This is a genomic window from Nocardia sp. 852002-20019_SCH5090214 (assembly GCF_001665865.1).
Classification (GTDB): Bacteria; Actinomycetota; Actinomycetes; order Mycobacteriales; family Mycobacteriaceae; genus Nocardia; species Nocardia nova.
Window position 1 is genome coordinate 26,719 of record NZ_LZMK01000078.1, and the last position, 13,173, is coordinate 39,891.

General features: G+C 67.6%; 13 protein-coding genes. 7 read left to right on the top strand and 6 right to left on the bottom strand.

The annotated features are described in order from the left end of the window. Positions 1-99: 99 nt before the first annotated feature. The 3 genes from A5780_RS07415 (at position 100) to A5780_RS07425 (ending at position 3,652) form a co-directional block, all read left to right on the top strand. Positions 100-651 carry a TetR/AcrR family transcriptional regulator gene (locus A5780_RS07415; protein ID WP_030515229.1) on the top strand — a complete coding sequence of 184 codons (552 nt, stop codon included), beginning with the start codon at positions 100-102 and terminating at the stop codon, positions 649-651. Between the two features lie 18 nt (positions 652-669). Further along, positions 670-1,857, top strand: a complete 1,188-nt coding sequence (locus A5780_RS07420) for an aminotransferase class V-fold PLP-dependent enzyme (protein WP_064908088.1) — start codon at positions 670-672, stop codon at positions 1,855-1,857. Between the two features lie 148 nt (positions 1,858-2,005). Next, entirely contained in the window at positions 2,006-3,652 is a 1,647-nt protein-coding gene (locus A5780_RS07425; protein WP_063009333.1) for a fatty acyl-AMP ligase, read from the top strand. A gap of 3 nt (positions 3,653-3,655) precedes the next feature. On the opposite strand, the gene A5780_RS07430 is transcribed toward A5780_RS07425, so the two are convergent. The 4 genes from A5780_RS07430 to A5780_RS43010 all read right to left on the bottom strand — a co-directional run bounded on the left by A5780_RS07430 (position 3,656) and on the right by A5780_RS43010 (position 6,756). Beyond that, positions 3,656-4,762 carry an ADP-ribosylglycohydrolase family protein gene (locus A5780_RS07430; RefSeq protein ID WP_064908089.1) on the bottom strand — a complete coding sequence of 369 codons (1,107 nt, stop codon included), beginning with the start codon at positions 4,760-4,762 and terminating at the stop codon, positions 3,656-3,658. A gap of 25 nt (positions 4,763-4,787) precedes the next feature. After that, on the bottom strand, positions 4,788-5,366 hold the full coding sequence (gene pth / locus A5780_RS07435) for an aminoacyl-tRNA hydrolase (protein ID WP_063009329.1): 579 nt from the start codon (positions 5,364-5,366) through the stop codon (positions 4,788-4,790). Between the two features lie 35 nt (positions 5,367-5,401). Next, a complete protein-coding gene (locus A5780_RS07440) occupies positions 5,402-6,010 on the bottom strand; it encodes a 50S ribosomal protein L25/general stress protein Ctc (RefSeq protein ID WP_063009327.1) in 609 nt (202 codons plus the stop codon). Positions 6,011-6,288: 278 nt separating this feature from the next. Beyond that, on the bottom strand, positions 6,289-6,756 hold the full coding sequence (locus A5780_RS43010) for a 1-acyl-sn-glycerol-3-phosphate acyltransferase (protein WP_369817466.1): 468 nt from the start codon (positions 6,754-6,756) through the stop codon (positions 6,289-6,291). On the opposite strand from A5780_RS43010, the gene A5780_RS07445 reads away from it, so the two are divergent. Continuing rightward, on the top strand, positions 6,644-8,263 hold the full coding sequence (locus A5780_RS07445) for a peptide chain release factor 3 (RefSeq protein WP_064908090.1): 1,620 nt from the start codon (positions 6,644-6,646) through the stop codon (positions 8,261-8,263). The two genes, A5780_RS43010 and A5780_RS07445, sit on opposite strands and share 113 nt — an antisense overlap. Before the next feature lie 209 nt (positions 8,264-8,472). On the opposite strand, the gene A5780_RS07450 is transcribed toward A5780_RS07445, so the two are convergent. Both A5780_RS07450 and A5780_RS41750 read right to left on the bottom strand, forming a co-directional pair. After that, positions 8,473-9,033, bottom strand: a complete 561-nt coding sequence (locus A5780_RS07450; protein WP_036524295.1) for a nuclear transport factor 2 family protein — start codon at positions 9,031-9,033, stop codon at positions 8,473-8,475. Between the two features lie 89 nt (positions 9,034-9,122). Then, on the bottom strand, positions 9,123-9,995 hold the full coding sequence (locus A5780_RS41750; RefSeq protein WP_030515219.1) for a DUF4393 domain-containing protein: 873 nt from the start codon (positions 9,993-9,995) through the stop codon (positions 9,123-9,125). A 494-nt stretch (positions 9,996-10,489) separates the two neighbouring features. Here A5780_RS41750 and A5780_RS07460 point away from each other — a divergent pair, with 494 nt between their 5' ends. From A5780_RS07460 to A5780_RS07470, 3 genes are all read left to right on the top strand, one after another. After that, the gene (locus A5780_RS07460) at positions 10,490-11,812 is read left to right on the top strand and encodes a hypothetical protein (RefSeq protein ID WP_082856617.1); all 1,323 of its coding nucleotides are present in this window, start codon (positions 10,490-10,492) and stop codon (positions 11,810-11,812) included. Then, positions 11,809-12,747 carry an Abi-alpha family protein gene (locus A5780_RS07465; RefSeq protein WP_227463029.1) on the top strand — a complete coding sequence of 313 codons (939 nt, stop codon included), beginning with the start codon at positions 11,809-11,811 and terminating at the stop codon, positions 12,745-12,747. The genes A5780_RS07460 and A5780_RS07465 overlap by 4 nt, the downstream gene beginning before the upstream one ends. 68 nt (positions 12,748-12,815) lie before the next feature. Next, on the top strand, positions 12,816-13,148 hold the full coding sequence (locus tag A5780_RS07470; RefSeq protein WP_063009323.1) for a hypothetical protein: 333 nt from the start codon (positions 12,816-12,818) through the stop codon (positions 13,146-13,148). Positions 13,149-13,173: the final 25 nt, after the last annotated feature.

Below are 13,173 nucleotides of genomic sequence, written 5' to 3' on the forward strand. Positions count from 1 at the left end.
CTGTCTCGTTCCGAACGCACTGTCCAGCCTCCGAAACTTCCTGTGCCACGACAAGATTCATCTCGGCGGATCTGTCCCGAAACAGACAAGGAGCCGAAAATGTCTCAGCAGAACGTGCGCGTCGTCCGCACTCGCACCCTTCTGCGGCAGGCGTTGATCGAGGCGATCGAAGAGCGAGGCTTCGACCGGATCACGGTCGGAGAACTCACCACGCGAGCGATGGTCAGCAGGGCCGCGTTCTACCGCAACTATCGCGACAAATACGAACTCGTCGAGCAGATCTTCGACGAGGCGATGACGGAGATGACCGCCGGCGATCCGGACGCCGAGCGCTCGCCCGAACAGCGCTGGGCCGGCTTCTTCGCCCATATCGACCGCTATCACCGCCTGTACGCGGCATTGCTGGGCCGCAAGGGAAGTCCGTGGTTCACCGACCGCATGCGCACCACCCTCGCGGCCATGTCCAGTGCACATCTCCCGGGACAGTCCGCGACGGATTTCGTGCCCGGCATCGTCGGGGCGATGTTCGTCCAGTCGATCGTGTGGTGGCTCGACAACGGCCGGCCGTGTCCGCCGGAACAGATGGCCGCCGAGTCCGCGCGGCTGATCCGGGCCGTTCTCGGGACGGCGTCCGGCGGCGGTGGTTGGTGATGGCCTACCGTCGACAGGGTGCTCGATAGCGACCGCCTGCGCGCCGATATCCCCGCCTACGACACCGCCGGACCGCCGCCGGTCTTCCTCGACAGCGCGGGGTCCTCACTACCCCCGCGCGTCGTCGTCGATACCGTCGTCGCGCATCTGCGGCGGGAGGCCGAGATCGGCGGATATCGCGCCGCCTCGGAACGGCTCGACGATCTGGCGGCGGTCAAGACCGCGATCGCGTCGTTGATCAACACCGACGCCGCGGCGATCGCCCTGAGCGACAGTGCCTCGCGTTCCTGGTCGGATTTCTTCTACGCCGTACCGCTGCGGCCGGACGATCGCATTCTGGTCTCGGGTTCGGACTACGCCAGCAATGTGATCGCGGCCCTGCAGCGGGCGCGGGCGGCGGGGGCGACGGTCGAGACGATTCCCAGCGACGAGACCGGGCAGATCGACCTGGTGGCCCTCGACGCCATGCTGGACGACCGTGTGAAGATCGTCTCGCTGCTGCACGCTCCCACCAACGGCGGCCTGGTCAACCCGGTTGCCGAGGCCACCCGCATCGCCCATCGCGTCGGCGCGCTGGTACTGCTGGATGCCTGCCAATCCGCCGGTCAGATCGATATCGATGTCGCGGAGCTGGGCGTCGACGCGATGTCGGCCACCGGCCGCAAGTGGTTGCGCGGCCCGCGCGGCACCGGCTTCCTCTACGTCCACCCCGACGTCTGCCGCGAACTCGAACCCAGCCGCCTCGATCTGCACAGCGCCGCGTGGACCGGACCCCAGGATTACCGCGTGGCTCCCGACGCGAGCCGCTTCGAATTCTGGGAGTGCGACGTGGCGGCGCGACTGGGCCTCGGCGCGGCGGTGCGGTATCTGCTGGATCTGGGGCCGGAGAACGTCTTCGCCGACGTGGCCGTCAAGGCGCGGCATCTGCGCGAGAATCTGCCGTCGATCCGGGGAGTCACGGTGCGGGACCTGGGAACCGAACATTCCGGCATCGTCTCGTTCACCGTCGACGGAGTCGATCCGAACGAGGTGCGCGAGAGCCTGCGTGCCGCAGACATCACGGTGACCGTCAGCTACCGTAGCTCGACGCTGCTCGACATGTCCGCGCGGCGGCTCGAGTCCGTCGTGCGTGCCTCGCCGCATTGCTTCGTCACCGTCGAGGAGCTCGATCGCTTCCTCGAGGCCGTCGACCGCCTCGCGGGCTGAGGCGGCCGAACCGAGTTCCGATTTTCATCGTGTTATTCGTAGTGCGACGCTGAAACGATCACGCTCCGGCGCCGGCTAACGCCGCGCCCGCGCACCGAGATAGTGCAGATGTGCCGACCGCCGGTCGGGTGGAGACGGGAGTTCGAGGGTGAGCCGGTTCACCGAGGAAATGTTCGCGACCGCACAACGTTCCCGCCGGGGGCTGATCACCGGGGAGCCGGAGGCGCCGCTACGCCGGGGGTGGGACGAGATCCACCGCCTCGCGCGACGGATGGCGGGCGGGCTCGCGGCGGCCGGGATCGAGCACGGCGACGCCGTCGGCGTGCTGGCGGGTATGCCCGCCGATATCGCGCCGGCCTGCCAGGCGATCTGGATGCGCGGGGCGTCGATCACCATGCTGCATCAGCCGACGCCGCGCACGGATCTGCAGTTGTGGGCCCGCGACACCGAGACGGTGTTGCGGATGATCGACGCCCGCGCGGTGGTGCTGGGCGCGCCGTTCGAGGTGGCGGCGCCGCTGCTGGCCGAACGCGGTATCACCGTGGTCCTGACCGACGACCTGGCCACCGGATCCGATACCGATCCGGTGCCGACCGAGGACTCCGATATCGCCCTGCAGCAGTTGACATCCGGTTCCACCGGATCGCCGAAGGCGGTGCGGATCACGCACGAGAACTTCTATGTCAACGCCTACGCCATGTTCGACCGGGTCAAGTTCCAGCTCGATCAGGACGTGATGGTCAGCTGGCTGCCGCTGTTCCACGATATGGGCATGGTCGGATTCCTCAGCGTCCCGATGCAATTGGGCGCCGAGGTGGTCTGTGTGACGCCGATGGACTTCCTGCGGCGGCCGATCCTGTGGGCCGAACTGATCTCGAAGTACCGCGGAACGGTCACCGCCGCACCCAATTTCGCCTATTCGCTGCTGACCCGCCGCTTGGCGCGCGCCGAGGACGGGAGCGTGGATCTGAGCAGTGTGCGATACATGTGGAACGGCGCCGAACCGGTCGATCCCGACACCATGGAGGCCCTGGCCGCGGCCGGAAAACGCTTCGGGCTCAGCGCGTCCGCGCTCACGCCGGTGTACGGCATGGCCGAAACGACACTGGCGGTGTCGATTCCGGATCCGGGCGTCGGGCAGGTCGTCGACCTCGTCGACGCGGATCTGCTCGAAGCGCTCGGCAAGGCGGTTCCGGTGACGGATGCGCCGGCCCACCACGGCAATCTGCGCCGCCTGCCTCTGCTCGGCCGACCGGTGGACAATCTGGAGATCCGGGTGGTCGACGACGAGCACCGGCCGTTGCCGACCCGAACCGTGGGTGTGCTCGAGGTGCGCGGACCCGCGGTCACCGCGGGCTATGTGACCGTCGAGGGTTTCCGGCCCGCGCGCGACGCCGAGGGCTGGCTCGACACCGGCGATATCGGCTATGTGACCGAGGACGGTTCGGTGGTGGTCTGCGGCCGGATCAAGGACGTGATCATCATGGGCGGGCGCAACATCTTCCCGACAGATATCGAACGCGCCGCGCTGCGCGTCGCCGGCGTGCGGCCGGGCAACGCGGTCGCGGTGCGCCTGGACGCCGGGCAGAAGCGCGAGAGTTTCGCGGTCGTGGTGGAGAGCAACGACTTCCAGGATCCCGAGGTGGTGCGCCGGATCGAGCACGAGGTCGTCCACGAGGTCTTCAGCGCGGTCGGCGCCCGCCCGCGCAGCGTCACCGTCCTGGGCCCGGGAGCGCTGCCGAAGACGTCCTCGGGGAAGCTGCGCCGCTCGGCCACCGCGGCGCACCTGAACTGATCGTCACGAGAGTTGCTGCGGTACCGGATCTTCCGAGGCGTCCAGCGGATAGCGGTCGCCGAGCGGGGTCCGGTCGCGGTACACGAAGGCGGCGACCAGATCGTCGGCGACGCGGGCCAGATCGTCGCGGCCCTCGACCGCACCGCACCAATCCAGCGGTAGCGCGTCGAGGCCGTGACGGGCGCCGAGGATGTTGCCGGCCACGGAACCGGTGGAATCGGAATCGCCGGAGTGGTTGACCGACAACAGGAATGCGCGGCGCAGGTCCCCCGTCCGCTCGGCGTCCAACGCGCAGTAGACGCCGATGGCCAGGCATTCCTCGGCCACCCAGCCCGCACCGACCTGTTCGACCCCTTCGGAGGTGGCGGGCCCCGCGTCCGCGGTGGCCACGGCCTTGTGCAGGGCGGCGGCGGTTTCCGCACCACCGGCGACCGCCTCCACCTGACTCGTGGTGTCCTGCACCGCGGTTCGCAGATCGGCGCCGTTGACGAGCCGGTCGATCAGCGCGGCGAAGGCGCCGGCGGCCAGATATCCGGTGGGATGGCCGTGGGTGAGCTGGGCACACCGGGCCGACGCCTGGAAGGCGGCCTCGGGTCCGAGGGCGGCCAATCCGAACGGGGCGGACCGCATGACCGTCCCGCAACCCTTGGAGTTCTCGTTCACCGGACCCGGGACGCCGAAGGGATGGGGTTCGCGATAGCTCCGCGCCTGCCGATTCAGCCCGCCCATGCACGCGTTGCCCGGTGCGCGCACCGCGTACAGATACGGCAGACTCGCCAGCCAGCCGTCGGGGCGTGCGTCGGGCGCGTGTTCGCGTTGGGTCCGCAGCCAGCGCAGATAGGCACCACGCAGAGCGGGTGCCGGATCCGCGCCCGGCACGCACCGCAACAGCCCCTCGGCGGTGAACAGCGTCATCTGGGTGTCGTCGGTGATCTGCCGGGGCGCGGATTCGTCTGCCGCTGGGGCGAATCCGGTGAGCCCGTCGGGACCGAACCGATCCCGGATCTGTTCCAGCTTCAGGAATTCGATCGGCCAGCCCAGGGCATCACCGACCGCCCCGCCCAGTAGCGTGCCCCGATACCGATCGAAAATCGTCGTGTAGTCCTGCACGGCCACCGATCTTCGCAGAGATCACTCAATGCAGTTGGTTCTGGGCGGTTTCCAGCCCCACCCGCAACAGCAACTCCACCGCGTCGGCGGTCTGTTCGACCAGCACCGGAACCTCCTTGCGCTCGGGCGCGGAGAACGGTTTGAGTACGAAATCGGCCGGATCCTGCCGGCCGGGCGGGCGGCCCACGCCGAACCGGACCCGCAGATAGTCCTTGGTGGACAGGGCATTCGAGATCGAACGCAGCCCGTTGTGACCGCCTTCGCCGCCACCACGTTTGAGCCGGATGCTGCCGAAGGGCAGATCCAGTTCGTCGTGCACGACGATGACCTCGGTGGGCGGAACCGAGAAGAACCGGGCCAGCGCCGCGACGGGGCGGCCGGACAGATTCATGTAGGTACGCGGCTTGGCCAGCAGTATCTTGCGCCCGTCGAGCCGGGCCTCGAGCAGATCGGCGCCCGACTTCTTGTGCACGGTGAACCGGCCGCCGATGCGCTCGGCGAGCACATCGGCGACCAGGAAACCGGCATTGTGCCTGGTGCGCTCGTATTCGGGCCCGGGATTACCCAAGCCCACCACGAGCGCGGGGGCAGTAGATTCCGTCATCAGATTCCGTCATCGAAATCCGTTGAGCGACCGAATTATTCGGCGCTCTCGGCCTCACCCTCGGCCTCGCCCGCACCCTCGCCCTCGACGGCCTCGGCGGCCGGAGCGACGATGATGTTGACGATCAGGGCCTCCGGGTCACCGGCCAGGGTGGTGCCCTTCGGCAGTTCGATCTCGCCGGCGGTGATCTGGGTGCCGGCCTCGACGCCCTCGATCGAGATTTCGATGGACTCGGGCAGCTTCATGGCCTCGGCCTCGACCGACAGCACGGTAGCCTCCTGGGTGACCAGGGTTCCCGCGGCGGCATCGCCGGTGAGGACGACCGGCACGTCGACGACGACCTTCTCGCCGCGCTTGACGATCAGCAGGTCGGCGTGCTCGATGTAGCGGCGGATGGGGTGCACGACCACCGACTTGGTCATCGCCACCTCCTTCTTGCCGTCGATCTCCAGCTCCAGCACGGCGTTGGTGCCGTGCTCGCGCAGGATCGCGGCGAAGGCCTGGGCGTTGACCGCCAGGTGCTTCGGCGCCTCACCGTGGCCGTACAGGACGGCGGGAACGTTGCCGTCGCGACGGGTGCGGCGCGCGGCGCCCTTGCCGAATTCGGTGCGGGTCTGAGCTGCGAGGACGCTGACGTCGGACATGACTGAAATACTCTCCTACGGCTTTCCGGGGCGGACGGTGTGCTGGCCAGGTACTGTCCTGATTCGGACGGCCCTGGCGAAAGGGTCTGCTCGTCGGGCGATGACCGCACGACAACGGCCGGAAGCCGAGCCGCGTCGATCACGGTGTGCACTGGGTGCGACACCCTCGCCGAGACAACCTGAGAACAATAGCATGTAGCGGAAACCGCTTCCGCGCCGCACCCCGATGCGGTATTGCACGCCGAACGGACACCGGTCCATCGTCGGCCCCGGCCGGTTCAGGCGGATTCGGCGCGGAAGTGCGCGGCATGGCAATCCACGTAGCGGCGGCCGGAACGCATCGCCACCCGGATCACCCCGGTGCGGCCGCGATAGACCCGGCCGTCCGGCGAGCGGGTCCCTTCCGGATGAATGCCCCACACCCCGCCGGATTCCAGAATCTCGACCGCCGCGCCGGCTGGTGCTGCGAACGGTCGCCCGACACCCGGCCGACTGACCTGGCACCTACCGGATGCCCAGCACACCGGCCCTGACCGGCGGCTTTCCCCACGGCACTGGCCGCCCGGCGCGGGCCGGACGGGCCTGTTCCCGTATTCTGATGCTTTGCCCTGTCCCGCGAAGAGGAGCCGATCGGTGAATTCCCCCTCAGCCAGCACGACCACATCCGGGCGGGTGGCGCAGGAGGCGGAACGGCGGCGCACCTTCGCGGTGATCTCCCATCCCGACGCGGGTAAATCGACGCTCACCGAGGCCCTGGCCCTGCACGCGAAGATGATTTCCGAGGCCGGCGCCATCCACGGAAAATCCGGCCGGAGATCCACCGTTTCCGACTGGATGGAAATGGAGAAGGCACGCGGTATTTCCGTCAGCTCGACGGCGCTGCAGTTCGAGTACGGCGAGTGCGTGATCAATCTGGTCGACACGCCCGGCCACTCCGATTTCTCCGAGGACACCTACCGGGTGCTGACGGCCGTCGACGCCGCGGTCATGCTCATCGATGCCGCCAAGGGCCTGGAGCCGCAGACCCTCAAACTGTTCCAGGTCTGCCGCCACCGCGGCATCCCGGTGATCACCGTGATCAACAAGTGGGACCGCCCGGGACGGGCGCCGCTGGAACTGCTCGACGAGATCAGCGAGCGAATCGGCCTGACCCCCACGCCGCTGTTCCTGCCGGTCGGCATCGCGGGTGATTTCCGCGGCCTGCTGCGCCGCGGTCCCGAGGGCGCCGCCACCGAATACATCCACTTCACCCGCACCGCGGGTGGCGCGACCATCGCGCCGGAGGAGTCGTATTCGCCCGAGCAAGCCGCCGCTCGCGAGGGCGAACCGTGGGAGACCGCGGCCGAGGAGAGCGAACTGCTCTCGGCCACCGGCCAGGACCACGATCAGGAACTGTTCCTCGCCGGGCAGACCTCACCGGTCATCTACGCCTCGGCGGTGCTGAACTTCGGCGTGCGCCAACTGCTCGACACCCTGGTGGCGCTGGCCCCGCCGCCCGGCCCGCGCGCCGACGTCGACGGCGCACCGCGACAGCCGGCCGACCCGTTCAGCGCGGTCGTCTTCAAGGTGCAGGCCGGTATGGACGCCGCGCATCGCGACCGGCTGGCGTTCATGCGCATCGTCTCCGGAGAATTCGAGCGCGGCATGGTCGTCACGCACGCCCAGACCGGACGCCCGTTCGCGACCAAATACGCGCTCACCGTCTTCGGCCGCGAACGCGCCACCGTCGACACCGCCTACCCCGGCGATGTGGTCGGTCTGGTCAACGCGACCGCCCTCGCCCCCGGGCACACGCTGTTCGTGGACAAAAAGGTGGAGTTCCCGCCGATTCCGTCCTTCGCGCCGGAACATTTCGCCACCCTGCGCGCGCGTAGCGCGGGCAAGTACAAGCAGTTCCGCAAGGCCATCGATCAGCTCGACTCCGAGGGCGTGGTGCAGGTGCTGCGCAACGATCTGCGCGGCGACGCCTCTCCGGTGCTGGCGGCGGTCGGCCCGATGCAGTTCGAGGTGGTCACCGCCCGCATGCAGGCCGAATTCAACGTCGAAACGCAGCTGGACTTCCTGCCCTATCAGCTGGCCCGGCGCACCGACGCCGCCTCCTCGCCGGAGCTGGACCGCCAGCGCGGCGTCGAGGTCTTCACCCGCACCGACGGCGTGATCCTGGCCCTGTTCAGCGACAAGTGGCGGCTGCAGTACATCGAGAAGGAAATGTCGGGCCTGACCCTGGAACCCCTCGTCGCGACCGCGGACTGACTGCGTGGCCGGATCACGCAGGGCCCCGCCAGATCGCCGATAAACCGGTACTGGCCGGTTCACCATTGGCGCATCGTAGACCTTGGTGGTTTTCGGCCCGCCTCGATTTTGGACTGACGGAGCGAGGGAGCGCAGCGACTGAGCGGAGGAGGGAAAAATCGAGGCCCAGGGGGCCGAAAACCCGCGTCGGCGAAGCCGTCGCCGAAAACTCAGCCGATCGCCTCGTCCGGTTCTTCCTCGACCGACCCGCCCGGAGTGTCCTCGATATTCGACACCACGGCCGGGATATCGGGCACCGAACCCGGTTCACCGGTGATCACGCCCCACCGGCTGGCGGTCAGGCGCAGACTCGGCAGGTCCGACAGCGACAGCACCACCTCGTAGGTCCGCTCGTATCCGGTGTGGGCGATACGCCACTGGCCGTCGTCGCAGCGCACATACCGGTCGTTGTAGAACGCCGCCCCGCGCAGCAGCATGTTGTGACCGGGAATGAGCACGGTGTCGGCCAGGTACCAGGTGCCGGTCGCCGAATCGCCGTCGATATCGATCTCGGGATGGTCGCACCGATGTTCGGTGATGACGTGGGGCCCGAGGGTATTGCGCATGAACGCCAGGAACGCATCACGCGACTCGAACTGCAGGTACTCGCTGTAGGTCGCCGTCGCCTCCGGGATCATCGTGTCGGCGAAGTCTTCCCACGATTTGGTGTCGAGTGCTCTCAGGTACCGGAACTTCAGCCGGCTGATCGCGGAGACGGCATCGGAATCCATACCTCAACAATCCCACCGGATCCGGCGAATCTGCGCAGATCGGAAAATCTGTATCGTATCGCTACACAGCGTTGACCGGCGGCCGCGGGTCAGGACCCGTTGATGGTGAAGCAGGTCTTGCAGAAGTCCTCGCCGAATTCGGTGAGGCGCAAGCTCTTTCGCACGATCTTGGGCACCCGGCCGGCCTGCTTGAGCGCCGATTCCACGATCGGCTGGACCTCGAGCACCATATAACGGCTCAACACCACCGGATCGTCGGAAGTGGTCAGCAGACCGAGCCGGTTCAGGTTGATCAAATACAGCCGCGACCGGTCCGGATACCGCACGCCGGCCTGCTCCGGCACCGAGGTCAGATCTCCCGCGACCAGCTCGGAACCGATCCCCAGCGGCCGGTTGGTGCGCACGTCGACCGAGGGCTGCGGGCCGTTGATGGCCATGAACCGCAGAATCCGCGCCTCGTCCGAGGACAGCTGATCGAGAATGCGGTCGTAGGCCGGATGGACTTCCTCGGTGAAGTACACATCGGCCGAGCGCGCGAGCAGATTGTCGCCGCGGCGGCGCAGATCGACCAGGGTCGAGGAGCGGACCAGCCCGCCGGTCGACGGGCCGGGCGCCTGGCCGTTGGTGGGGACGTAGCTGACGATCTCGCGCACCGAACCCTCGGTGACGCCGAGGACGCTGCGGGCGACGGACTGCAGTGCGGCTCCGGTGCGTTCGGCGATCTCGGTGGAGGATTCGCCGTCCAGCGCGGCCTGGGCGATCTGCTTGGTGACCTCGAGACCGGTGCCGACGGCCCACTGGCCGCCGCGGACCGCGGTCCCGGCTGCCAGGCCGGCAGCCCGGAAGACGCCGCGGATCATGCGGGCTTCGTTGCTGATCTGCCGCTTCTCCACGTCCGAGCTGCGTTCCACAGCGCGGGAACCGGGTCGGACCACATCCTGTCCGGTCCTGTCGTCTGTCACGTCATTCTCCGAATATCGCCAGGTGAACGAATCCGCTCACATATTCTTACCGCACCCCGAAGGCCACCGGCCATGTTCGGCGGCTCTCGGCCATGAGCACCGACACCCGCACAGCGATAGCGGCATGAATGTGGTTCCGGTCATTCTTGCGGCTGCCGCTGTCCGGTGCGACATTCCGATCGCACGATGTGATCGAAGTCTCCGCCGATACGCTACCGTGTAGCGGCTTCCAACCCGAATTGGATGGCGACTTCCGCGGCGGCCTCCGTGGTTACGCTCGCTGCCGCCTCCGGCCGCGTCGCTACAGCCGCGGAATTGCATGGCGACTTCCGCGGCGGCCTCCGTGGTTACGCTCGCTGCCGCCTCCGGCCGCGTCGCTCCGGTCGCAATTGGACCCGTTTCCGGAATTCACAGTAAGGTTCGCCTGGCCGACGGGGTACGTTGTAGTGCCGGTGTGACGGCGGTCACCGGTAAGGGGTCGGCAGGAGGGTGTCGTGCTGGATAGTTTGCTGGGTTTTCACCCGACGATTTTGCTGGAACTGATCACGATCCCCCTCTTCACGGGTGTCATCGGCTATATCACCAACTGGACCGGCATCCTGATGCTGTTCAAGCCGCTACGCTTTCACGGGTTTCGGGTACCGGGTCTGAAATGGTTGTTCCCCTATCTTCCCAAGCGCATTCAGGTGCTGCCGCTGCTGCAGTACGACGGCCGCATGGGCTGGCAGGGAATCGTGCCCTCGCGCGCGGACAAGATGGCCTCGATCGCGGTCGACAAAGGGCTCTCGAAACTCGGCAGCGTCGCCGACTTCTATCGCGAACTGGAGCCCGATGAACTGGCCGCGCATCTGACCGATATGGCGCAGTCGCAGATCCGCGACATCGTCGAGGAGATTGCCCGCCGGGAACATCCGCAGCTCTGGTACAACCTGCCCGCGCAGGTCCGGGAGTTGGTACACGAGCGGGTCCGGGAACAACTTCCGGATATCCTCAAGGAACTGACCGACGAACTCGGGTCGAACATCGAACAACTGCTCGATGTCAAACAGATGGTGATCCGATATTTCCAATCGCGGCCGCAGTTGCTCAACACCGTATTTCAGGTGCTGGGCGCCAAGGAGTTGCGGTTCATGCAGAACTTCGGCTTCTATTTCGGCGCGCCGATGGGTCTGGTGCTCGTCGCGGTGCTGCATCTGACGCATTGGTCGCCGCTGGTGGTGCTGCCGGTCGGCGGTGTGATCATCGGCTGGGTGGTCAACTGGATCGGGCTCAACATGATCTTCGAACCCGCCTATCCGAAGTGGTGGTGCCCGTGGCGGCAGGGTCTGCTGATCAAGCGGCAGCCCGAAATCACCGAGGGCTATGCCGAATTGGTGGCCACCCAGATCATCACGATCGCCAATGTCGGTGACGAACTGCTGAACGGCCCGCGCTCGGACCGCACCATGCAGGTTCTCGAGGACACCCTGCGCCCGGCCACCGACCGCGCGCTCGGGCCGATGCGCGGGGCGCTGAAGTTCGTGATCGGCAGTCGCGACTACGCGACCCTGCAGAACCGCTTCACCGACGAGGCCAAATCGCTGGCACCGGCCGCCTTCGCCGATCCCGGATTCAACGCCCAGCAGAGCCGGCAGGTCAGCCAGTACATCGCCAAGCAGATGGCGGCGCTGAAACCGCCGGACTTCGTCGACATGCTGCGCGCGGCGATCAAACAGGACGAGTGGCTTTTGTTCGTCCATGGCGGTGTGCTGGGGCTCATCGCCGGTTACGCTCATCTTCTGATCTTCGGAACGGAAGTAGCGAACGTATGGCTGTGAGCGGATCCGCGCCGGAAACCGGTGACGGCGCCGAGTTTTCGATCGAATACGCCGAGGTGGTGGCCGAATCCGGCGCCGACGCGGCGGCCGGTACCGGTGCGACCGAAATCGAGACGGTCTTCCCCGACCCGGACGCACGCTCCACCGACCTCGTCGCGCGCCGGTCGGCCGAATTGATGCTGTCCGAGGATGCCCGCCCGGGCTGGGCGGGTCCCGTGCGCACCACGACCGGTGTGGTGCGGGTGGCGCTCTCCGCGGTGACCGAGGCCGCGGCCTGGGGCCTGGGCACCGCAGTGGGGGTGACGGCCACGGTGGTGCGCGGCAGCATGTCCGGGCAGCCGCCGCGGCATGTGCTCTCCGAGGCCGGCGAGCAGGTTCGCGACTCGGTGCGGCGGGCGCTCGGTATCGATGCCGCACCCGCGGGCGCCCCCACCGGCTCGGCGCCGAGCCTGCGCGATCGCGGCGCCGAACTGCTGCGCCGCTCGGCCGATGTGCACTGCGAGGACAGCGACCATCCGGCCTTCGCGCGCATCCTCGCCGAACTGGCTCCCGACGAGGCCCGGATCCTGCGCTTCCTCTACCTCGACGGGCCGCAGCCGGCGCTCGACATCCGCACCGGGCGGCCGTTGAGTTCGGGCACCCAGCGCATCGAGGTCGGCATGTCGCTGATCGGCGAGACCGCGGCGCTGCGCTTCCCCGACCGGGCGATCACCTATCTGACCAATCTGCGCCGCCTCGGCCTCATCACCGTCGAGGGCGATCAGCTGGACAACCCGGCCCGCTATCAGTTGCTCGAATCACAGCCCGAGGTGCGGCGGTTGCTCAAGCGCGGATTCGGCACCAAGGTCGCCTACCGCAGCATCGCGCTCACCTCGTTCGGCACGGATTTCACCTGTGCGTGCCTGCCGGTGCCGCCACTGGGCCACGCGCTCTGAAACGCGATAGAACCACCGCGCACACTCATCGGACATTCCACAACCCGCCCGCGCTACCGCATGCGGTCGTGGTCGAGACATTGGAGCGGGCCCTGCGCGATCGCACCGCCGAAGGGGAGGCCGCGGACGTCCTGGTCGGAAGCGCGTTGAACGACGAGGACCGAGATTTCGTCGAACACTGGTGTATGCAGGTCGGGACGCGCGCAGTCTCGGGAAGTCCACTGCTCGGGCTGGCCGTACTGTGCCTGGGGCACACCGCGCGACGATTCGGCCACCTCGGTGTCGACGCCGTGGCGCTGGTGAAATCCCTTGCGGCCCGGGCCGAAGCGGACCCTTCGGATGTCGACGGCCGGGCTCTCGACGGATACGACGACGTTCGGGACTTCCTGCACCTGTGGTGAGGCCGGAGGCCCCGGCCGCCGCCGA